This window comes from Ollibium composti (assembly GCF_004801285.1).
Classification (GTDB): Bacteria; Pseudomonadota; Alphaproteobacteria; order Rhizobiales; family Rhizobiaceae; genus Mesorhizobium; species Mesorhizobium composti.
In genome coordinates this window covers 112,258-131,783 of record NZ_SSNY01000012.1, presented here as the reverse complement: position 1 = coordinate 131,783, position 19,526 = coordinate 112,258, and the positions used below count along the sequence as shown (strand labels likewise).

19 protein-coding genes and 1 riboswitch are annotated in these 19,526 nt (G+C 64.0%); of the genes, 6 read left to right on the top strand and 13 right to left on the bottom strand.

The genetic code is table 11. From position 1 onward, the window contains the following. Positions 1-134 precede the first annotated feature (134 nt). A riboswitch (cobalamin riboswitch) is annotated at positions 135-341 on the bottom strand. A 155-nt stretch (positions 342-496) separates the two neighbouring features. Continuing rightward, positions 497-1,168, top strand: a complete 672-nt coding sequence (locus tag E6C48_RS18905) for an adenosylcobinamide amidohydrolase (RefSeq protein ID WP_136359734.1) — start codon at positions 497-499, stop codon at positions 1,166-1,168. 23 nt (positions 1,169-1,191) lie between these two features. On the opposite strand, the gene E6C48_RS18900 is transcribed toward E6C48_RS18905, so the two are convergent. From E6C48_RS18900 to E6C48_RS18890, 3 genes are all read right to left on the bottom strand, one after another. Next, on the bottom strand, positions 1,192-1,497 hold the full coding sequence (locus E6C48_RS18900) for a methyltransferase family protein (RefSeq protein WP_269142580.1): 306 nt from the start codon (positions 1,495-1,497) through the stop codon (positions 1,192-1,194). Positions 1,498-1,703: 206 nt separating this feature from the next. Next, positions 1,704-2,873 carry a pyridoxal-phosphate-dependent aminotransferase family protein gene (locus E6C48_RS18895; RefSeq protein WP_136359732.1) on the bottom strand — a complete coding sequence of 390 codons (1,170 nt, stop codon included), beginning with the start codon at positions 2,871-2,873 and terminating at the stop codon, positions 1,704-1,706. Positions 2,874-3,374: 501 nt separating this feature from the next. Further along, the gene (locus E6C48_RS18890; protein ID WP_136359731.1) at positions 3,375-4,325 is read right to left on the bottom strand and encodes an MBL fold metallo-hydrolase; all 951 of its coding nucleotides are present in this window, start codon (positions 4,323-4,325) and stop codon (positions 3,375-3,377) included. A gap of 207 nt (positions 4,326-4,532) precedes the next feature. On the opposite strand from E6C48_RS18890, the gene E6C48_RS18885 reads away from it, so the two are divergent. From E6C48_RS18885 to E6C48_RS18870, 4 genes are all read left to right on the top strand, one after another. After that, on the top strand, positions 4,533-5,075 hold the full coding sequence (locus E6C48_RS18885) for a TRAP transporter small permease subunit (RefSeq protein ID WP_136359730.1): 543 nt from the start codon (positions 4,533-4,535) through the stop codon (positions 5,073-5,075). Continuing rightward, positions 5,075-6,547, top strand: coding sequence for a TRAP transporter large permease (locus E6C48_RS18880; protein ID WP_136359729.1), 1,473 nt, complete (start codon positions 5,075-5,077; stop codon positions 6,545-6,547). The genes E6C48_RS18885 and E6C48_RS18880 overlap by 1 nt, the downstream gene beginning before the upstream one ends. 25 nt (positions 6,548-6,572) lie before the next feature. Further along, positions 6,573-7,319, top strand: coding sequence for an SDR family NAD(P)-dependent oxidoreductase (locus E6C48_RS18875; RefSeq protein WP_136359728.1), 747 nt, complete (start codon positions 6,573-6,575; stop codon positions 7,317-7,319). A 109-nt stretch (positions 7,320-7,428) separates the two neighbouring features. Next, positions 7,429-8,295: an IclR family transcriptional regulator gene (locus E6C48_RS18870; RefSeq protein ID WP_136359727.1), complete on the top strand. Its 867-nt coding sequence runs from the start codon at positions 7,429-7,431 to the stop codon at positions 8,293-8,295. A 198-nt stretch (positions 8,296-8,493) separates the two neighbouring features. On the opposite strand, the gene E6C48_RS18865 is transcribed toward E6C48_RS18870, so the two are convergent. The 5 genes from E6C48_RS18865 to E6C48_RS18845 form a co-directional block, all read right to left on the bottom strand. Beyond that, the gene (locus E6C48_RS18865; protein ID WP_136359726.1) at positions 8,494-8,979 is read right to left on the bottom strand and encodes a carboxymuconolactone decarboxylase family protein; all 486 of its coding nucleotides are present in this window, start codon (positions 8,977-8,979) and stop codon (positions 8,494-8,496) included. 26 nt (positions 8,980-9,005) lie between these two features. Next, entirely contained in the window at positions 9,006-9,767 is a 762-nt protein-coding gene (locus E6C48_RS18860; RefSeq protein ID WP_136359725.1) for an SDR family NAD(P)-dependent oxidoreductase, read from the bottom strand. Between the two features lie 24 nt (positions 9,768-9,791). Next, entirely contained in the window at positions 9,792-11,492 is a 1,701-nt protein-coding gene (locus tag E6C48_RS18855; protein ID WP_136359775.1) for an FAD-dependent oxidoreductase, read from the bottom strand. 127 nt (positions 11,493-11,619) lie between these two features. Beyond that, positions 11,620-12,342 (bottom strand): glutathione S-transferase N-terminal domain-containing protein, encoded by a 723-nt coding sequence (locus tag E6C48_RS18850; protein ID WP_136359724.1) that lies wholly within the window; start codon positions 12,340-12,342, stop codon positions 11,620-11,622. A gap of 36 nt (positions 12,343-12,378) precedes the next feature. Then, entirely contained in the window at positions 12,379-13,068 is a 690-nt protein-coding gene (locus tag E6C48_RS18845; RefSeq protein ID WP_136359723.1) for an EthD domain-containing protein, read from the bottom strand. 113 nt (positions 13,069-13,181) lie between these two features. Between E6C48_RS18845 and E6C48_RS18840 the strand changes: the two genes are divergently transcribed. Further along, complete coding sequence (locus E6C48_RS18840) at positions 13,182-13,973, top strand: hypothetical protein (protein ID WP_136359722.1); 792 nt, start codon at positions 13,182-13,184, stop codon at positions 13,971-13,973. Between the two features lie 79 nt (positions 13,974-14,052). On the opposite strand, the gene E6C48_RS18835 is transcribed toward E6C48_RS18840, so the two are convergent. The 5 genes from E6C48_RS18835 to E6C48_RS18815 all read right to left on the bottom strand — a co-directional run bounded on the left by E6C48_RS18835 (position 14,053) and on the right by E6C48_RS18815 (position 19,373). Next, positions 14,053-15,105 carry a TRAP transporter substrate-binding protein gene (locus tag E6C48_RS18835; protein ID WP_136359721.1) on the bottom strand — a complete coding sequence of 351 codons (1,053 nt, stop codon included), beginning with the start codon at positions 15,103-15,105 and terminating at the stop codon, positions 14,053-14,055. A 75-nt stretch (positions 15,106-15,180) separates the two neighbouring features. Beyond that, on the bottom strand, positions 15,181-16,359 hold the full coding sequence (locus E6C48_RS18830; RefSeq protein WP_136359720.1) for an NADH:flavin oxidoreductase/NADH oxidase: 1,179 nt from the start codon (positions 16,357-16,359) through the stop codon (positions 15,181-15,183). A gap of 38 nt (positions 16,360-16,397) precedes the next feature. Then, positions 16,398-17,204, bottom strand: a complete 807-nt coding sequence (locus E6C48_RS18825; RefSeq protein WP_136359719.1) for a sugar phosphate isomerase/epimerase family protein — start codon at positions 17,202-17,204, stop codon at positions 16,398-16,400. Positions 17,205-17,362: 158 nt separating this feature from the next. Continuing rightward, entirely contained in the window at positions 17,363-18,121 is a 759-nt protein-coding gene (locus E6C48_RS18820; protein WP_136359718.1) for a sulfite exporter TauE/SafE family protein, read from the bottom strand. Between the two features lie 220 nt (positions 18,122-18,341). Further along, on the bottom strand, positions 18,342-19,373 hold the full coding sequence (locus tag E6C48_RS18815) for a LacI family DNA-binding transcriptional regulator (protein ID WP_136359717.1): 1,032 nt from the start codon (positions 19,371-19,373) through the stop codon (positions 18,342-18,344). Between the last annotated feature and the right edge of the window lie 153 nt (positions 19,374-19,526).

The window sequence follows — 19,526 nt, the reverse complement described above, 5'->3', positions numbered from 1 at the left end:
GTGCCGGTTTCAAAAACCGCAAGTGGACCGGGATCAGGGACGTTACAGGACAACGCTCCGCCCGCCCGCATGCGGCAACACCAGACTGTGTCACCGCAACGGACGGCCGCGCCTGACCACCCCTCGTGGTCAAGCATGGGTGACTGGAACAGGCAGGTCTCCTGACTTCCGTGTCGTCGCCTCCCGCCGCCTTCCCGATTCGCCGAAGCGGACCAGTGGCATGTGGGTTGGAGGCTCTACGGTTACAGTTGCGGGGGCAGTCGCGGATTTGGCTGGTCGCCAGCCTCACCGCGTTCCCTTTTCATCCGTCTCGCGACGGAACCAGCTCCAGGGAAACCCTTACCGATCGAGGGAAGGCGCTGTCAACGGCGAACTCCCCGTCAGCTTCCGAACGCACCGATTCCCCTCTTCTCCTGTTCCGGCAAGGTTCAGAAAGGACAGACGCGATCGGTCTCAAGACTTGCCGGCGGAATCTCATCATGTGAGACATCGTCGGATGAAAGCCTTCTCGATCCGGTGCGACAGCCCAATCCTTGTAGCCGAATTCACGCGGCCTCACGCAATGCTGAGCTGGTCGCTCACCCGGCCGGGCTTCACCTCAGCCAACAGCGTCGCGTGGCTGCACGTCAGAGACGACGACCTGCCGCTCGGCCTCGACCCGGTCCAGTTCCTGAGGGACCGGATGTCGGCTGCGGGATTGGATGACGCGGTGCATCTCATGACCTCGCGCGATATCCGCAAACATCATGTCGCGGAAGCATCGGTCGGGCTCGCCGCCGCCACCTGCCTTGCCACGGTGGGGCTTGGCAATGCGGCGCGCGTCGGCTCGGCACCGGCGCTCCACGATCGCGCGGGAACGATTAACCTGCTCGTCCATGTCGACCGGCCGTTGTCGCAGGCGGCGTTCGTGGAAACGGTTTCGATCGCGGCGCAGGCTCGCACAGTCGCACTCGTTGAGCTGGAATGGAAACCACATGGCGAAGTCGTGACCGGCACCGGCACCGACTGCATCGTTGTCGCCGCACCTGCCGGGAATCCGGAAGAACAATTCGCAGGTTTGCACACCGACATTGGATCTGCTGTCGGGCGCGCCACTTACGATGCTATCACGTTCGGCGCAAAGGCGTGGATTGCCGAGCAGCCTCCTCTTGGTCTTGCCGAGAGATAAATCGTTGCATCCCTGACACCGGATCACCAGACGAACGGGATCAGCATTTTGGTGCGTGCCGCATAAACCGTGTATTGCTTGCCGTAGTGGTCAGCGAGGTGTCGATCGAGCGCCGGCGCATTGAAAAAGCCAAAGAAACAAAGCGTGTAGATCGGAATGAGGGCGGCCCAGACGGTGTGAGCGACAATTGCGTAAGCGCTGACCCAAAGGATATCGCCGAAAAAGTTGACGTGGCGCGACAGCGAGAAGAGCCCATTCACGTAGAGTTTTCCCTTGTTTTCGGGGTCCTTCTCGAATCTGTCGCGCGAATCCCGATCCGGTGTTGAGATAGCAGCCCGCGGCAGGCGACGAATGGCGTCCTCAGATGATCGACAATGGCGTCGCCATCGCGATTGCCATCGGGTCGAGAACTAGGCCAGAGAGCCAAAAGCGCATTCACGACAGCGATAGCTCCCCGACAGGATCGACACGAGGCCAGCGCCCCGACGACGGTCACGGAACCCGCCGGTGAACCATGCACCGAAACTGTTGCCGGTTATGACGGGACCGTATTGGCCAACACCGTCGATGCAGCGTCCAGGCCGCCCTTGCGATGCGGCACCTGGCAAAGCGAAAGCCCCATCTCGACACCGGCCAGCGCGGCCATCAACGTCAGGTCGTTGGCCTCTCCGAGATGCCCGATGCGGAAAACCCGGCCCGCGACCTTCCCAAGGCCTGCACCCAGAGACATGTTGCAACTGTCGAGAACCGCCTTCCGGAACCGGTCCGCATCGTGCCCCTCGGGCATGACGACGGCGGTCAGGACAGGCGAATGCTCCCGCTCGTCCTGGCATTGTATGTCGAGCCCCCAGCTGTGCACGGCCGCGCGGGCGGCCGCCGCCAGGCGCTTGTGGCGCGCGAAGACGGCTTGCAGTCCCTCCTCCTGCAGCATGGCCAAGGCTTCGCGCAAGCCATAGAGCATGTTGGTGGCGGGCGTATAGGGAAAGAAACCGGTGCTGTTGGGCCCGAGCATATCGTTCCAATCCCAATAGGAACGAGGCATGCGGCTTTCCCGCGATGCGGCGATCGCTTTCTGTGACACCGCGTTGAAGCCGAGCCCCGGCGGCAGCATGAGCCCCTTCTGCGAACAGCTCACGGTGACGTCGATCCCCCATTCCTCATGGCGCAGGTCCGCTGATCCGAGACCGGATATGGAATCGACCAGCAAGAGAGCCGGATGGCTGGCCGCATCCATGGCCTTGCGAATATCCGCTATCCGGCTGGTGGCGCCCGTCGAGGTCTCGTTGTGCACGACCATGACGGCCCTGATCGCGTGCGCCCGGTCCTCCGCCAGCACGGCCTCGATGCGTTCCGGCTCCGCGCCGCGGCGCCAGTCCCCGGGCAGGAATTCGACCTCTATTCCCCAGCGGCGCGCCATTTTGCACCATAGCGATGCGAAATGCCCCGTCTCGGCCATCAGCACCCGGTCGCCGGGAGAAAGCGTGTTGACGATCGCGGCTTCCCAGGCTCCGGTTCCGGAGCCTGGATAGATGATGACAGGCCCGGATGTCTGGAACACGGCTTTGCATCCCTCCAGAACCTCGTGGCCCAGTTTGCCGAAGTCCGGCCCGCGATGGTCCAGAACGGGCATGCCGATAGCCCGCAAGATGCGATCCGGAACCGGACTGGGTCCTGGAATCTGGAGGAAATGCCGTCCCTGGGCCATACGCTAACCTCCTGTCATCGATTGTCAGAAATACGTCCGAAACCGTGCCGGCACAGATCATGGAAGTGCTCCGGAGAGCCTGACACGATGTCGTCCAGCAACTCGTTGGCAGATGCTATGTCCTCGCCGTACAGGGCCGAGAACACGGCAACGCCGGCCTCGTGGAGCGGCAGCCGAACGCCGGCGAGACGCCCGAGGTGGCGTAGCACCAGCCGTCGTTGGGGTAGAGGATGACTGGACGCTAGCCATAAGCTTCGGGATCGATATCCGGCTCAAGCCGCCGCAACTCCTGCGCCGGCAGCATCTCGGTCGGATAGCCCAGGCCTGGAGTTGCCGGAACTTCTTCTCGGAACTGGTGCGGTCGGTTCCGCCGGCCTCAGCTTCCGCATCCTGCCACTGGACGATGCCAGGTCGCGGATAACCGCGCCTTCAATTCTCTCTGCAGGCAGCCTTTCAAATCGGCGAGCGGCGGTTTTCAGATCCAGGCCGCCGACGGTTGTTCTAACTGTTCAACTGCTCCCAGACCCGAAGGTCGCGCTCGGCGGTCCAGATGCGCGGCGTGTCGATCCCCAGCGCCTCGTCGTATGCGCGGGCGACGTTGAAGGGAAGGCAATGCTCGTAAATCGCATAGGTCGAGAACTTGGGATCGCACTCGGCCCGGCACGCATCCCAGGCTTGCTTGAGCGAACCGCCGCCTCGCGCTACCCGAGCGATCGGCTCGAAAGTCGAGCGAATGAAATCCTTGGTGTTATCGAGCGCCTCGCCGACCATGCGCGAACCCACCAGCGCATCGCCGCGACCGGGTACGATTGCATCCGGATTGAAGGCGCCGATGGCATCGATGGTCCCGGCCCAGTCGGAGAAATAGCCGTCGCCGCAATAGCAGGCGGAATGGTATTCGACGATGTCTCCGGTGAACATGACGTTCTGGTCGGGCACATGGGCGACGATATCGCCCGCCGTATGGGCGCGGCCGAGGTGCATCAGGTCGACGCGCCTCTTGCCGAGATAGATGCTCATCCGGCCCCCGAACGTCATCGTCGGCCATGTCAGGCCGGGAATGCTCTCATGGCCCCGGAAAAGACGGGGGAAGCGCTGGAATTCCGAATCCCAGTCCTCCTGGCCACGTTCCACGACCATCGACCGCGCGGTATCGGACATCACCACATGATCGGCCCGGTAAGCGGAAGCGCCCAAAACGCGCACGGCATGATAATGCGACAGCACCACGTAGCGGATGGGCTTGTCGGTAACGCCGCGGATCTTCTCGATAACCTTGCCGGCCAGCTGCGGCGTCGCCTGCGCATCGACGATCATCACCGCGTCGTCGCCGATGATGACGCCGGTATTGGGATCGCCCTCGGCGGTGAATGCCCAAAGGCCCTTCCCGACCTCGCTGAAGGAAATCGCCTTGTCCGTGGAATCGTTTTGCGAGGCAAATGCCTTTGACATTTCGTCCTGTTCTCCGTTCAACGCGTCTGGTGCCGCTTCGGTTGCCACTGCATCGCTTCTGCGAGTGGGGATGCAGTCAGAAGTGTTTCACCAATCGGCGACTATTGCAAAATAGCAAAATCATCTGTTATTAACGAATCCTGTGCCGATCGACAAGAGTGCATTCGCTTGTGGTTCCGGTCGCTTGTGGTCCTGGGGAGGAGAACCATGTCAACGCTAATGGCGCTCAGCCGTGCCATCGATACTTTGCTCGAGCGGCTTGGCCGCATCGGATCGCTCGCGCTTCTCGGGCTGATTGGCGTGGTCATCTTCGACGTGGTGACGCGGCGCTTCATGAACATCGGGTCGACCCAGTTGCAGGAGGGCGAGTGGCACCTGCACACCGTCCTCATCATGCTCTATCTCGGCCTCGCCTACGTGAAGAACGTCCACGTCCGCATCGACCTGGTGCGCGAGCGGCTGTCCGAACGCAAGCAGGCCTGGATCGAGCTTCTCGGCTGCCTGTTGCTCTTGATGCCGTTCTGCATCGTAGTCGGCTATCACGCCACCCACTTCGCCTGGACGTCCTATATCCGCCACGAAGTCTCGCAGTCCGTCGACGGCCTGCCCTACCGCTTCGCCATCAAGGCGATGCTGCCTCTCGGCATCTACCTGCTCGCCCTCGCAGGCATCAGCAGGATCATCGTGAGCTTGAACACCATCCTGTCTTCTGCCGGCAGCGATACCACCGCGAACGCAGGAGCGCGCTGATGGCCTTGTCCCTGGAATACCTGCCGCTGTTCATGTTCCTGGCGATGGCGATCCTGCTGTTTTCAGGCTTCCCGGTCGCCTTCGTTCTTGGCGGCGTCGGCATCGCCTTCGCCTTCACCGGTATCCTCACCGGAGTGCTGATCCCCATCCAGCTCTACACAATCACCACGCGCATGTGGGCGGGCGCGGCGGAAAACCTCGTCCTGACGACGATACCGCTGTTCGTTTTCATGGGCATCATGCTGGAGCGCAGCGGCGTCGCCAAAGACATGCTGAACAGCCTGCAACTGGTGCTGGGTCGCGTGCCCGGCGGCCTGGCGCTGGCGGTGACGCTGCTCGGCATCATCCTTGCGGCGGCCACCGGCATCGTTGGCGCCTCGGTCGTCATGATGAGTATGCTGGCATTGCCCGTCATGCTCGACCAACGCTATTCGGTCCGCCTGGCGACAGGCACCATCGCCTCGTCGGGAACGCTCGGCATCCTCATCCCGCCCTCCATCATGCTCATTGTCATTGCCGACCTCTTGTCGCGGTCGGTCGGGGTCATGTTCATGACCGCCTTCGTGCCCGGCCTGCTGCTCGGCGGCCTCTATCTCGCCTATATCCTGCTCATCTGCTTGTTCCGGCCGGACATGGCGCCACCTCCCAAACGTCTGCCGGGCACGGTCTCATGGAGCGGGCTTGCCGTCACGCTCGCGGTCGGGCTCGTTCCCGCCTTCGTGCTCATCTTCCTGGTGCTCGGCTCGATCATCTTCGGCTGGGCCACGCCCACCGAATCCGCCGGCGTCGGCGCCGCCGGCGCGATGTTACTGGCCTTCGTCATCAGGCCGCTGATCTACGCCGGCCTAAGCTTCACCCGCTTTGCCATTCCGAACTCCGCCGCGACAGAGACACGGGGCGGCTTGATGGCGCGGCTGGTAGCCGAAACGCGCGGCTGGTGGCCGACGCTGAAGGACGTGCTGCATCAGTCGGCCCTGACCACCGGCATGATCTTCATGATCATCCTGTGCGCCACCGTCTTCGCGCTGACATTCCGTCTGCTCGGCGGCGAGCACCTGGTCACCGACTACATCAAGCATCTCGGCCTTTCGCCCTGGCACCTTCTGATCATCGTCATGGGGCTGGTTTTCTTCCTCGGCTTCTTCTTCGAGTGGATCGAGATCACCCTGATCGTGCTGCCTGTCTTTGCACCGATCCTGCTTTCGCTCGATTTCGGCGATCACGTCGCCAAGGCCGACGTCGCCTACTGGTTCGCCATCCTGCTGGCGGTCAACCTGCAAACGTCCTTCCTGACGCCGCCCATGGGACCGTCCCTCTTTTACATGAAGGCGGTTTCTCCGCCGGGCGTGCGCATGCAGGACATCTACTGGGGCATCATTCCCTTCGTCCTGCTGCAGATCATCGGCCTCGGCCTGGTCATGGCCTTCCCGCAGATCGCGCTGTGGATGCCGCACATGCTTCTCGACAAATAAGCGCAAGACGCAGGGAGGATCGACAATGCTGGCCGACAGAATAGCCGTCGTGACGGGCGCCGGACAGGGAAACGGCGCGGCCATCGCCAAGGGGCTGGCCGCGGCAGGCGCCGGCGTGGTGGCGGTGGACGTCAACGCCGAGCCGGCATCGGCGACGGCCGAAGCGATCAGGCAGGCCGGGGGCCAGGCGTGGTGGTTCCAGCTCGACGTCACCGACGAGGCCGGCTGCCATGCCGTCGCCGGCGAAGTGGCGCGCGAGATCGGCGACGCCTCCATCGTCGTCAACAATGCCGGCATCTGTCCCCGTCACACGATCGACGACCCCGGGTTGCGGGCGATGTGGAACGCGGCCCTCGACGTGAACCTGACCGGCACGCTCAACGTCTCGCTGGCTTTCCTGCCCCAGTTGCGCAAGACGCGTGGCGCGATCGTCAACATCGCCTCGATAGCCTCCTTCCTGTCCACCTCGACCTCGGTCGGCTACACGGCGTCGAAGGCGGGCGTGCGGATGCTCACCCTCAACCTGGCGCAGGAACTCGCCAAGGACGGCATCCGCGTCAACGCCATCGCCCCCGGGGCCATGGCGACACCGATGACGGAGGCGACCCGCAACGATCCGGCGCGCTTGAAATCGTTTCTCGGACGCATCCCGCTCGGCCGCATGGGCGAGCCGGAGGAACTCGTGGGACCGGCGGTCTTCCTCGCTTCACCGATGTCGAGCTACGTGACCGGCACGGTATTGGTGGTCGACGGCGGCTACATGGCGCTGTGAGAGCCTGACGCCGAGCTTGAGGCAGGACGCCGCGTCGTCTATAGCGGGGCGGGAAAGTGGGCGGTGCGGCCGTATACGGCGCGTGCTCTATCAGCGGGTGCGGCACGCAATGACAATCAAGGGACGTGGCGTTCAATCAATCGAGGTCGGCGGCCGCATCCTGACCGCGCTGGCCGCCGAAGGCCATCCGATGATGCTGCGCGACCTCGCCCAGAAATCGGACCTGACGCCGGCCCAGGCGCACGCCTACCTGCTGTCGTTCCGCCGCCTCGGCCTGGTGGAACAGGACGATGCGGGCCGCTATCGGATCGGCCCCTTCGCGCTCAACCTCGGCATCGTGCGCATGTACAGTTTCGATCCGCTGAAGATCGCCACGCAGCACCTGTCGCAACTCTCCGAAGAAACCGGCATGATGGCGATGATCGTCGTTCTTGGCACGCGCGGCCCGACGGTGATCTATGTGGAGGAAGGCGCGAGCCAGCTGCATGTCAACGTCCGCGCCGGCACGCACTATTCGATGATGGGAACGGCAAGCGGTCGGGTCTTCGCTGCCTATCTGCCGCAGAAGATGGTACGCGACTATGTCGATTCCGAACTGAAGGAAGGCCCGTCCCAGTTCATGGTTGGAGCTCCGACGTCGATCCGACAGATCGAGGCGTCGAACGAAAATGTACGGGCAACGGGCTTCGCGACGACCGAAGGCGTTCCGGTTCCCGGCATTCACGCGGTGTCGGCGCCGGTATTCGACCACACCGGCCAGATCCAGCTCGTCATCACCCTCATCGGCCCGGCCGGGCGGCTTACCACGGCGACCGACGGCCCCTACGTCACCGCCACCCTCGCCTTCTGCGCCCGGATTTCGAGCAGCCTCGGCTACGACCCGAATGCCGAGCGGCCCGGCACGCCAGGCGCCTCGACCGGTCCCGGCCGGCAGCGCAGACAAGCCAGAACCGCGCAGCGTCCGACGACTGCCTAAAGCATTTTGCAGCCAGACGGAATCGCTGGCGCCGCACAAATGCGGCTAAACAAAGAGACAGATCGTTTCACCGTTTCCGGGAAACCGTGAAACGATCTAGAACCGGTCTGCCGCCCGTGACGGCAGGAACCAGACCTGAAGGTCCGGCCCCTGCCGACAGGCCTGAGAGGATTCTGGCGGCCGTTTTGGCCGGACGTTTCAGGACGCGGCGCGGGCAGCCTTTTCGATGCCGTTGCGGATCCAGTTGGTATACATGGTCTTCAGTTCCGGGGTGGCTGGCTCCAGCTTCATCACCGCGCCGATCATTTCGCTGGCAAACATGAAGGCGATCCACGCAGTCAGTTCGACGATCTCCTCGTCGCTGAAATGCGCCTGGAGCGCCTGCCAGTCATCTTCGCTCACCGCCGTCGGATCGGTCGCCACGGCCTTGCCGAACGCCACGGCTGCTGCCCAGCGCGGATCGTCGTAGCTGTCCTGCGGCGCGCCGAACGAAGCGCAGAACAGGCAACCGGAATGACGCGCCACCATGCGGCGCACCTCTTCCTTGAGCCCGGCATCGAGAACGCCGGTGAAGCGCATGGCTTCATCGAGGGCGTTCCACGGCTTGGCGATCTCGGGGCGCAGCGCGATGATCTGCCGGAAGGCGCTGCCGGGTACATTTGGCTTTCCCTGTATGCGGGGCATTGCTGTCACTCCTTTGATGGCGTTGGTCACATTGCGAGGAAGCCGCCGTCGACGGGGATCATGATCCCGTTGACATAGCTGGCCAGAGTATCGGAAGCGAGGAAGAGCGCCGCGCCGACGAGCTCGTCGGGCGCGCCCACGCGCCCCATCGGTATACGCTTGACCAGCATGTCCATCTTGGCCTGGTCCTTGCCGATCCACGGGTTCATCGGCGTGGTCATGGTGCCGGGGGCGATACCGTTGACGCGAATGCCGAAGGGCGCGAACTCTACGGCCATCTCCTTGGTCAGCAGAAGCACGCCGCCCTTGCTCGAAGCATAGGCCGCTCCTTTGGTGGCCAGGCCTACGAAAGATTGCAGCGAGCCGATGTTGATGACGGCGCCGCGCGTTCGCTTCAATTGCTCGAGGAAGACGACCGTCGCGTAGTAGGTGCCGGAAAGATTGATTTCGAGGATCCTGGGCCAAGCCTTGAGCGCCGCTTCGCCGTCGCTGTCGCCGCGAAAGATGACGCCGGCATTGTTGATCAGGATCGCCGCATCGCCCATTGCCGCCGCGCTTTCGGCGGCCACGCGCCGGCCTTGATCGAGGTCCGAGACATCCCAGGCGACGGCATGCGCACGCCGTCCCTCGGCGCGCACCAGTTCCGCCGTCTCCTCGGCATTGGCGCGGTCTATGTCCGCTGCGACCACGTCGGCCCCCCATTTCGCCAGGCCCACGGCCAGCGACCGGCCGTTGCCCTGCCCTGCTCCGGTTATGACGCAGAGCTTACCTTCCAGAAGCGGATACATGACGATCTCCGATGCGATGCGTGGTCAGGCTGCGGTATCGACGCCAGCGAGGCGGCGGCCGACGACGTAGCCGAAGGTGAGTGCGGGGCCGAGCGTGATGCCGCCGCCCGGATAGTTGCCACCCATGATGCTGGCGGCGTCGTTTCCAGCAGCGAACAGACCTGGAATGGGCCGGCCGCCGGCGTCGATGACCTGGTTGTCGGCATTGGTGCGGAGTCCGGCGAAGGTGCCGAGATCGCCTGGAACGACCTTGATGGCATAGAACGGTCCGGTCGCGATCGGACCGACGCACGGATTGGGCTTGTGGTCGGGATCGCCGAGATAGCGGTTGTAGGCATTGCCGCCACGGTTGAACTGCGGATCGTTTCCAGCGGCGGCATGGCTGTTGTATTCGCGCACCGTCGCTTCGAAGCTGGCGATGTCGATGCCCGCCTTCTGCGCCAATTCCCCTAGCGTGCGGCCTCTCAGCAGGTAGCCCGAGCGCAGGTTCGGTCCGATCGGCACCGGAAACGGCTTGACGAAGCCGAGGCCATAGCGCCGCAGCGTCGGATGATCGACGATCAGGAACGCGCAGCGCTCCGCCTCGCCCGCGGTCGCGCGCAGCATCGCTTGGACAAAGTCGTGATAGGAATTGGCCTCGTTGGTGAAGCGGGTGCCCTTGCGCGTCACGGCAATAACCCCGGGCTTGCCGCGATCGATGAAATGCGGGAACGGGCCCTTGCTGCCGTCACGGCGCGGTACCAGTGAAACCGGCACCCAGGCGGCCGGGTTCGGATAACCCTCGATCAGGCTGCCGCCGGCGCTTTCGCCGAGCCGCAGCCCGTCGCCGGTGTTGGTTTCGGGGGCCGGCGACCAGTGTTCCTTGCCGGTCGGCGCGTGACCGAAAAGCGCCTTGCGGCGGGCGACGTCCTGCGGAAAGCCGCCGCTTGCCAGCACCACGCCGCGCCGCGCCTCGACGCGGACCGGTTCGCCGTCCCTGACCACCACGGCACCCACGACCCCGCCGTCACTCTCCACCAGTTCCCGCGCCGGCGCCGAAGTCCAGATCGGAACGCCGAGATCGAAGGCAGACTTGGCCAGCCGGCCGATCAGCGCGTTGCCGTTGGTCAGGCGCATCGCGCGGCCATGCAGCGCAAGGTCGCGCAGGTATTTCGTGAACAGCACGCCGACATAGGCGGCCGACTTCACCGACCGCGTGACGTTGAAGAAATGCAGGAGTTCCTTACCCGAGCCGATCATCATCCCGAGGAAGGTTATCTCCTGCAGCGGCGGCCGCAGGCGGGCGATGTCCTTGCCTAGTTGCCTTCCGTCGAACGGTTCGGCGACGATAGGCCGACCGCCCGGCATCCCGCCCGGTGCATCGGGGTGATAGTCGGAGAAGGCAGGGCCGAGGACGAACTTCAACGCGGTGTTGCGCTCGAAGAAATCGACCATCCTGGGACCGTTCTCCAGGAAGGCGTCGATGCGCGCGGCGTCGAAATGGTTGCCGGTCTCATGCTGGAGATAGGTGCGCGCCTTGTCGAGGCTGTCGCTCACGCCTTCGCGCATGGCAAGCGGATTGCAAGGGATCCACGACCAGCCGCCCGAGCGCGCCGTGGTGCCGCCGAATACGTCCGCCTTCTCCACCACCAGGACGTCGAGCCCGTGATAACGAGCCGTCACCGCGGTCGCCAGCCCGCCGGCGCCCGAACCGATAACCAGCACATCGCAGACATGGGTACGCATCGTGCTCACCAGTCTCTCCCCCGTCTTCGATCGTTCACTGTGCATAATTCGTTATCTGCGAATTAGTTCGTTATTTGATAGAGACTAAACACACGAAGCGCAACCTGAATCTTGCCGCCAGCCGCCGTCAGCTTCGGCGGGCGTATTGTCCGCGGCCGAACACACGGTCGACCTCGTCGGTCGTGGCAGTTGCCAGCGTCGAGGGATGCCGGTCGATCACCTCCAGCGCCTTCTCTACCGCCGGTCGGGCCGCGATCTCATCGAACCAGCGCCAGAGGTTAGGGTGTTCGGCACTGCCGACGCCCATGAACGGATGCGTCTGGCCGAACAGGCGCGCCTCGGTCCGGAACCACGGAAAAGTCGCCATGTCGGCGATGGAATAGGCCTCGCCGCCAAGATAGCGCGACCGACCCAACCGATCGTCGACGAGCCTGTAGAGGCGGGCAGCCTCGGTCGTGTAGCGCGAGACGGCATAGGCATTGTCGGAGGCGAAACGGCAGAAGTGGTTGAACTGGCCGAGCATCGGCCCGAGCCCGGTGAGCTGGACCATCAGCCATTGCAGCGTGTCGTGGCGGGCGATCCCCTCGCGGGGCAGGAACCGGCCGGTCTTTTCGGCGAGGTAAATGAGGATCGCCCCGGATTCGAAGACCGTGTAGGGCCGCCCCTCAGGACCCTCGCCATCGACGATGACCGGTACCTTGGCGTTGGGGTTCAGGGCCAGGAATTCCGGCCTGAACTGTTCCCCTTTCCAGATATTGACCTGATGCGGGGTATAGGCCAGCCCCGTCTCCTCGAGCATCAGGTAGATCTTCTGCACGTTGGGGCTGACCATGGCGTAGAGGTCGATCATGATGTCCTCTCGGGCGCGGTCGTGGAGGCTCCACGCTCAGGCGATCTGCACGGTTTCGACGAAATAGGTAGTGATCTCGGCGATGAAGGAGTGGGCGTGTTCCTGCGTCCTGGCCACCAGGTCCGACTTGAACAGCGCCGCCACATCGTCCTTCGAGCGGAACCAGAACTCGACGATGCCGTCGACCGGCACGGCTTCATACGCGGCCGTCTCGGCCATCGCCGAATAGCGGTCGACCACGAGGTTCTGGGTATAGCCAAGCACGTTGGGCCAATGCCTGACGAACTCGGCGTGTCGTTCCTGCCACTCGCGCCGGAAGTCGGCGGAGGAGACATGCGGATGCCGCCTCAGGATCGACATGCGCTTGACGAAGGGACCGTCGCCGAGCGCCAGCGGGACGACGACGTTCTTCTCGCACACGACGAGGCGGATTTCGCCGAGGAACTTCGCGACGTCCTCGACGGTGGGGGCGAACTCCGGCGAGGCGATAGCCGCCTTCATCGCCCCGACGCTGTCGAACTGGAGCTCGGAGAACCCGTCGAGGTCCCAGCCGCCGCGCGGGTGATCGACGCCGAACTGGCGCGCGTCCTCGATACGATGCTGGTAATAGCTGCGCAGGCCCGGAAGTCTGGCCGCCAGCGGCCCGTGCGTGCCGCGCCAATGCGACAGGAATGCCTCGTCGTCGAGACCCGTCTTGCGCTTCACCAATCCGAAACGGCTGATCATTCCATCCTCCTCCCTATCGCCAATCCGCCTCGTCCGGCGAGGCTTACCAAAGGTGCACGTTAGACAGACAAAAACTTGGAATCAACGAATCGTTTCGTTTATAACATAAAATATTGCAAACCGGCGGCCATACGGGACATGCTGTCCTCCAACACCGCCGCCGCTTCGGAGGCTTCGGCATGACCATGCAGGCAAGAGGGTTTGTCGCCTTGTGGCACAACGTGCCGCCCGGCATCGACGAGGAATACAATCTCGTCCATACGCGCGAGCATGTGCCCGATTATGTGGCCAATGCCGCCGGGCGCGGCGGGATCGACTTCGGCCGCCGCTACGGCGAGGGAAAGGGCCAATTACCGGCTTACTTCATGTTCTATCCGGCGCGCGACATGACCGCATTCGCGAGGCTGGCGCAAAAACCCTGGCCGGAACATCCCGGCGGCTCGTCCGTATGGTTCAACGCCATCATCGACCAGTATCGCGATTCCTGGCGCAACAACTGCCGCTTGCTTGCGCAACGCGGCGGCGGAACCGGCGGCGCGGCGTGCAGCCTGATCATGCCGCTGAGCGAGGAAGTCGTAGCCGGCGCTCCGATTGTCGATGACGTCCTTGCCTGGCTGATCGGCCTGCCGCCCGTCGTCGCCGTGCATCTCGGCGTCACCGATCCCGACATCGCGCCGAACCGGCCCCCGCTAACCCGGCACGACACAGCCGTCGGGGTGATGGTCATCGAAGGCTTCAGCCGCCTCTTGCTCGCGCAACTGCTGCCCGAGATCCTGTCGCGGCTCGAGCAGTCAGGCATCGCGACGGAGAAGCCGCGCTACGGACTCTATCAACTTGCCTATGAATTGAGGGCAGAAGAACTGGACCAGGTGGAGCCGTTTCCCGGCAGCCCCAGGCGCTGGTGAAAAGACGGCGGCAGCGAATAGACAGGCCGCGAAGGCATGAGCCCGGCAGATACCTGCCGGGCTCAGGGCTGCTTGCGGATTACTTGACGTAGCCCAGTTCGCCCCAGAGCTTGTAGTCCTCGCGAAACTTGTTCAGCGAATCCATCGTCTCCTTGAACACCGGATTGGCGGCGCCCTCCTCCTCGGCTACCACTTTCCACTGTTCGCGCAGGGCATCCAGCACTGCCGGCGGCCAGGTCTTGAACTCGGTTCCCGCCTCCTTCATGCGCTTCAGCGCCGGCCCCTGCGCTGCCGATCCTTCGGCCAGCGTCTTGACCGTGGCTTCGCCGCATGTCGTCTCGATGGCGAACTGCTGTTCTGCCGTCATCTTCTTCCACGTATCAAGATTGATGTAGACGGCATTGATCGACGTCTGCTGATGCCAGCCCGGGAAGTAGGCGATCTTGGCGACCTGATAGAAGCCCATGGTTTCGTCTGCGGACGGGTTGGAGAATTCCGCGCCGTCGACGACTCCGCGTTCCAGCGCCGAATAGACGTCGCCGCCCGGAATGAGCTGTACGGAGGCGCCGAGTTTCGACAGAACCTTGCCGCCGAGGCCGAAATAGCGAAGCTTCATGCCGTTCAGATCGGCGACGCTGTTGATCTCCTTGCGGAACCAGCCCGCTGTTTCAGGCGGGTTCAGTGTGCACACGAAGCCCTTCATGTTGATACCGGCCAGGATGCGGTCGAAGATTTCGTAGCCGCCGCCATAACGCATCCAGGTGAGCATCTCCGTCTCGCCCGGCCCGAAGGGCACCGAGGTGAAGGCGCTGAGCGCCGGTTCGAGACCGGCGCCATAGCCCGGCGTACCATAGGCCATGTCGATCGCGCCCTGCGAAACGGCGTCGAAGAATTCCGTTCCCGGCACCAGCGCGCCCGGCTCGAAGACCTCGATGTCGAGAGTGCCGTTGGAGAGCTTCTCGATGCGCTCGGCGATCCACGGCACGATCGTTCCGATGACCGGGGTCTGCGTGGCGTGCGCGGCATGCATGCGCAGCTTCATGACCTCCTGGGCCGCGGCCGAGCCAACGAAGGCGAGTGTCGCGACAACCGCCGAGAGCGCGGTGGATTTCAGCAATCTGTCCAGTTTCATGTCTTCTCCTCCAGATATGTGTGCGTGGCGGATGGACCTCCGCCGGTTCCTCCTCCCGTCGAGCCTGCCGTCGGCTCAGCGGGCAGCCTTGAATTGTTCCAGTTGTCCTTCGTCCCGGATCTTGCGCATGATCGGCTCGCGCTTGGCCAGCCAGGCGGCATGGCGGAAGGACCAGGTGGAATGGTCTTCGGCATGGCCGAGCGCCAGCGCCGCCTCGTTCGCCCAATAGGGATTGCGCAACGCCTCGCGGCCGATGGCGATCAGATCCGCCTTTCCCTCGGCCAGAATCTGTTCGGCCTGGCGCGGATCGACGATCAGGCCGACGGCCTGGGTGGGAATACCGGCCTCGCGGCGCACCCGTTCGGCGAACGGCACCTGGAAGCCGAGCCCGCGCGGAATGGTCAGCGAGCGGGTTTCCTCCGTCAGCCCACCTGACGAACAGTCGATCACGTCGACGCCGACCTGCTTGAGGACCGAAGCCAGCACCACGGTGTCCCCAAGTCCCCAGCTTCCTTCCGCCCCGTCCAGGCACGAAAGCCGGATGAATAGCGGCTTGTCCTGTGGCCATGCCTGCCGAACCGCCTCGGCCGCCTCTATGACGAAGCGCATCCGGTTTTCGCGGCTGCCGCCGTAGGCGTCGGTGCGGCGGTTGGCGAGCGGCGACAGGAAACTCGCCGCCAGGTAGCCATGGCCGAAATGCAGTTCCACGACGTCGAAACCGGCCGTCGCGGCGCGGCGCGTCGCCGCCGCGAAGGCTTCGATCTCGGTGGCGATGTCCGCGAGCGTCATCTCCTCGGGAACCGACCATTGCTCGCCCGCCGCCAGCGCGCTCGGCCCCATGCGACGCCATGCGATGCCGGATTTGTCGAGTGTGTCGGCGGTGAGCGCCCGCCCGCCTTCCCATAGCGGTTCGGAAAACGCCTTCCGGCCAGGATGCGCCAGCTGGACGCCCATCATCGCGCCATTGGCATGGACGAAATCGACGATCGCTTTCAGGCCGGCGATGTGGTCGTCGTGCCAGAGGCCGAGGTCGGCGAACCCCACGCGGGCGTTGGACGAGACGGCCGTGCTTTCCGTAAACACCAGCCCCGCCCCGCCGAGGGCGAACTTGCCGTAATGCACCATATGCCAGGGCTGGGCGAAGCCATCCCTGGCGGCGTGCTGACACATCGGCGAAATGACGACGCGGTTCTTCAGCGTGACGGAGCGCAAGGTGAGCGGCTGGAATAGTTTGGGGGCGGACGAGATGGTCATGTCGGGCAGACGGGTCCTTGCGATTGGGAATGCCGGGCCTACGAACGGAAGCCGGCCTGTTTCAGTTTGGCGAGATCGCCGCGAAGGCGCGGCGTCGGGTCTTCGCCGTCCATCACTTCGTAGACGAGATCGCCGTCGTAACCGATCGCGTCGAGCGCCGCCGCGAAAGCAGGGAAATCGATGTCGCCGCGGCCGATCGAGGTATGCGCCCAGCGATCGCGCCAGCTATCGCTGATATGGACGAGCAGAAGCCTGTCCCTGACCGCCGCCACGCCGGCGGCCGGGTCCTCGAAGCCCAGCGTGTTGGTGCAATCGTAGCAGATGCCGAGATTGGGATGACCGATACGTTCGACGATGTCGAGCACGGCCTTGCCGGTGCTGAGCAGGTCGAACGGCAGCGTTTCGAGCGCCACCTTGATGCCGCCGCGCTGGCCATGATCGGCGAGCGCGGAAACTTCCGCGCATAGATAGTCGAGGGTCGTGTCGGCCGGCGCCGGCATCAGCGAATGGCGGCGGCCGAACGGCAGGACTAAGCAAGGGGCGCCGAGATCGGCTCCGATTTCCATGGCGCGCTTGAACTCGGCCATGGCGAGCCGGTGCAGCCCGGCATGAAGCGCCATCAGGTTCAGCTCCATGGTGAAGTTGACCGACGCGCAGCGCAGGCCGAGATCGCGCATCATTCGTTTGACGCGGCTGCGCTCATAGCTGCCGAACGACGCGGGATCGAGGTGCGGCGGATAAGGGAAAAACTCCACCGCCTCGATGCCGCAAGCAGCCAGTTGGGCGAGTGCCTCGTCGAGCGAGGCGATATGCCAATAGCCTGCGGTCGAAACGGCGATGGCCATGTCCGTGCGTCCTCCCCGGCCTGTCCTTCAAGTCAGGGGTGATAGCCACTCTGACAAGGATTCTTAATTAACGAACAAGTTCATCATGAACAAAAAACTGCAGCATGGCAAGCGAGGTTTTCCTCACCATGGATTTTGCGAGGGAAAGGCTTCCAAGGTCAGGCGAAAAAGAGGCCTTTAAGCCCGTCCCAACCGAGGCTCAGCCCTACCAGTCCGAGCAGGACATAGGCGATGAGATAGAAGCGCTCGGTATCCGTGCGCCGCACCAGCCGGATGCCCAGCCACGTCGAGAACAGCGCCAACGGCGCCAACAGAAACGACAGCTTCAGCGTCTCGGCGGAGAACTGGCCGAGCAGGGTGTAAGGCAGGACCTTCATCCAGTTGACGACGGCGAAGAACACCACGCTGGTGCCCACGAAAAGATCGCGCTCCAGCCTCTGCGGCATGACGTAGATCTGGAATGGCGGCGTTCCCGCGTGGGCGATCATGCTGGTGAAGCCCGACAGCGCGCCCCAGAACATTCCGGGCGCGACTTTGGCGGGTCGCTTCGAGCGGGCGACTGTCCGGCCGCGCAGGCCGAGCAGGGAGAAGCCGACGGAAATGACGCCGATGGCAAGCGCCACGGCGGCTTGCGGCAAATACGAGGCGAGGCTGTAGCCTAGCGCGATGCCCAGCACCGCACCGGGCAACAGGATGGCAAGATTGCGCCGGTCGACGGTGCGCCGATAGGAGACGACGCTGTAGGCATCCTGGATCAGCAGGATCGGCAGCATCACGGAAGCAGCCTGTACAGGTGGCATGACCAGCGCAAGGATCGGTGTCGAAACCATACCCACACCGGCGAAGCCGCCCTTCGAGAGCCCGGCAAAGAGCGTGGCCGCGATGACGGCGAAAAAGAAGAAAAAACTGTCCGTCATCCTGGCATCAATCGAGATTGGGCGATCGAAGGACGCATTCCCCCGCGACACCGCATCCCGGCAGCCATAGGGAGTCGTATCGGCACCGTCAACGCCACGTCCTCCCGGCTGGCTGTTCAGGCCGCGAACAGCCGGGAACCTGACAGCGCCTCGACACGCGGGATGAAGCCGTCGGCGCAGATGCCTATCGGCGGAGCCGGCTCTATCCGACGGCACCCCATCAGACACTCTCGGGCAGATAGACGCCGAACGGCACGAAGGTCTGTCCCTGCGCGCCCGTCGCGCCGTTTTCCAGCGCGTGCGCCATCAGGTCCACCAGTTCCGCGCAGAGCGGCCGAAGCGGCGTGTCGATCACCATGGTCAAAAGCCCTTCGGCAAGGGCGACGCGCCGGTCGGCGGTGATTTCGTTGCAGACCATCACCGGCTTGCGCGGCGGCCGCACCTCGCGCAGCGCCGAGATCCCGCCCTCCGCGCCGCCGCCGGCGATGTAGCAGCCGGCGAGGTCGCCATCCTGGCGCAAAAGCTGGACCAGCGCGTCGTGGGTGAGCTGGTACGATTCCTGATTGACCAGCGTCTCCATGACGGTGAAGTCCGGCGCATGCTCGCGGAAGAAGGCGCGGAAGCCGATCTCGCGCAATTCGTGGCCATGGAAGCGGTGGCTGCCGACGAACAGCGCCACCTTGCCCGGCCGCTTCGCGCCCGTGGCGATCATCCACGCGGCGGTGCGCCCGACCTTGAGGTTGTCGACGCCGACATAGCCTTCCCGCACGCCCGCGGCGAAGTCCGACAACAGGGCGAAGACGGGGACGCCCCGCCGCTTCAGTTCCTCCACCGCTCTCGACAGGATCGGATGGTCGGGGCTGACGACGGCGACCGCGCGCGACTTTGCCGCCAGTCGGCGCAGCCGCTCGACGATCTCGTCCAGCGAAAGCGTTTCCGTGAAGTCGATCGCCGCCGTGCCGCGAAAGCGCTGCGAGCGCGAAACGGCCTCCTCCAGTTCGGTAGCGAAGGCCCGGTAGAACGGATCGTCCGGCCTGAGCAGCAGAAAGCCCAGCCGCAGTTCCGGCAGGTCCCGGTGCAGGCGCCGGCCGATCAGGTCGGCGGCGTGGAAGCCGATTTCCGTCGCCGCCTCGTAGACGCGCCGGGTGGTGTCTTCGCGCACCGGCAGCCGACCGTTGAGGACGCGATCGACAGTGGCGACGCTGACGCCGGCAGCGCGGGCAAGATCGGCAATGGTCGGACGCTTCACCATAGGAACGGGTCTGCCGGTTTGTCGTGATTATGATAGATAATGATAGAATTCATTGCAATATGAATGATGGATATTGAGCAATTTGACGCCGCTTGCTACCTTAAGGGAAGCAATTTCATGCGGCCCGGCCATATGGCTCCAGCAGGGCACTGC

Bases quoted from the DNA above. Each gene is read 5' to 3' on its own strand.
- E6C48_RS18860 (WP_136359725.1), bottom strand. From the start codon at position 9,767: ATGTATCCGCTTCTGGAAGGTAAGCTCTGCGTCATAACCGGAGCAGGG.
- E6C48_RS18825 (WP_136359719.1), bottom strand. From the start codon at position 17,204: ATGGCCATCGCCGTTTCGACCGCAGGCTATTGGCATATCGCCTCGCTC.
- E6C48_RS18850 (WP_136359724.1), bottom strand. From the start codon at position 12,342: ATGATCGACCTCTACGCCATGGTCAGCCCCAACGTGCAGAAGATCTAC.
- E6C48_RS18830 (WP_136359720.1), bottom strand. From the start codon at position 16,359: ATGACCATCTCGTCCGCCCCCAAACTATTCCAGCCGCTCACCTTGCGC.
- E6C48_RS18820 (WP_136359718.1), bottom strand. From the start codon at position 18,121: ATGACGGACAGTTTTTTCTTCTTTTTCGCCGTCATCGCGGCCACGCTC.
- E6C48_RS18875 (WP_136359728.1), top strand. From the start codon at position 6,573: ATGCTGGCCGACAGAATAGCCGTCGTGACGGGCGCCGGACAGGGAAAC.
- E6C48_RS18855 (WP_136359775.1), bottom strand. From the start codon at position 11,492: ATGCGTACCCATGTCTGCGATGTGCTGGTTATCGGTTCGGGCGCCGGC.
- E6C48_RS18845 (WP_136359723.1), bottom strand. From the start codon at position 13,068: ATGATCAGCCGTTTCGGATTGGTGAAGCGCAAGACGGGTCTCGACGAC.
- E6C48_RS18885 (WP_136359730.1), top strand. From the start codon at position 4,533: ATGTCAACGCTAATGGCGCTCAGCCGTGCCATCGATACTTTGCTCGAG.
- E6C48_RS18890 (WP_136359731.1), bottom strand. From the start codon at position 4,325: ATGTCAAAGGCATTTGCCTCGCAAAACGATTCCACGGACAAGGCGATT.
- E6C48_RS18895 (WP_136359732.1), bottom strand. From the start codon at position 2,873: ATGGCCCAGGGACGGCATTTCCTCCAGATTCCAGGACCCAGTCCGGTT.
- E6C48_RS18880 (WP_136359729.1), top strand. From the start codon at position 5,075: ATGGCCTTGTCCCTGGAATACCTGCCGCTGTTCATGTTCCTGGCGATG.
- E6C48_RS18905 (WP_136359734.1), top strand. From the start codon at position 497: ATGAAAGCCTTCTCGATCCGGTGCGACAGCCCAATCCTTGTAGCCGAA.
- E6C48_RS18815 (WP_136359717.1), bottom strand. From the start codon at position 19,373: ATGGTGAAGCGTCCGACCATTGCCGATCTTGCCCGCGCTGCCGGCGTC.
- E6C48_RS18870 (WP_136359727.1), top strand. From the start codon at position 7,429: ATGACAATCAAGGGACGTGGCGTTCAATCAATCGAGGTCGGCGGCCGC.
- E6C48_RS18835 (WP_136359721.1), bottom strand. From the start codon at position 15,105: ATGAAACTGGACAGATTGCTGAAATCCACCGCGCTCTCGGCGGTTGTC.
- E6C48_RS18865 (WP_136359726.1), bottom strand. From the start codon at position 8,979: ATGCCCCGCATACAGGGAAAGCCAAATGTACCCGGCAGCGCCTTCCGG.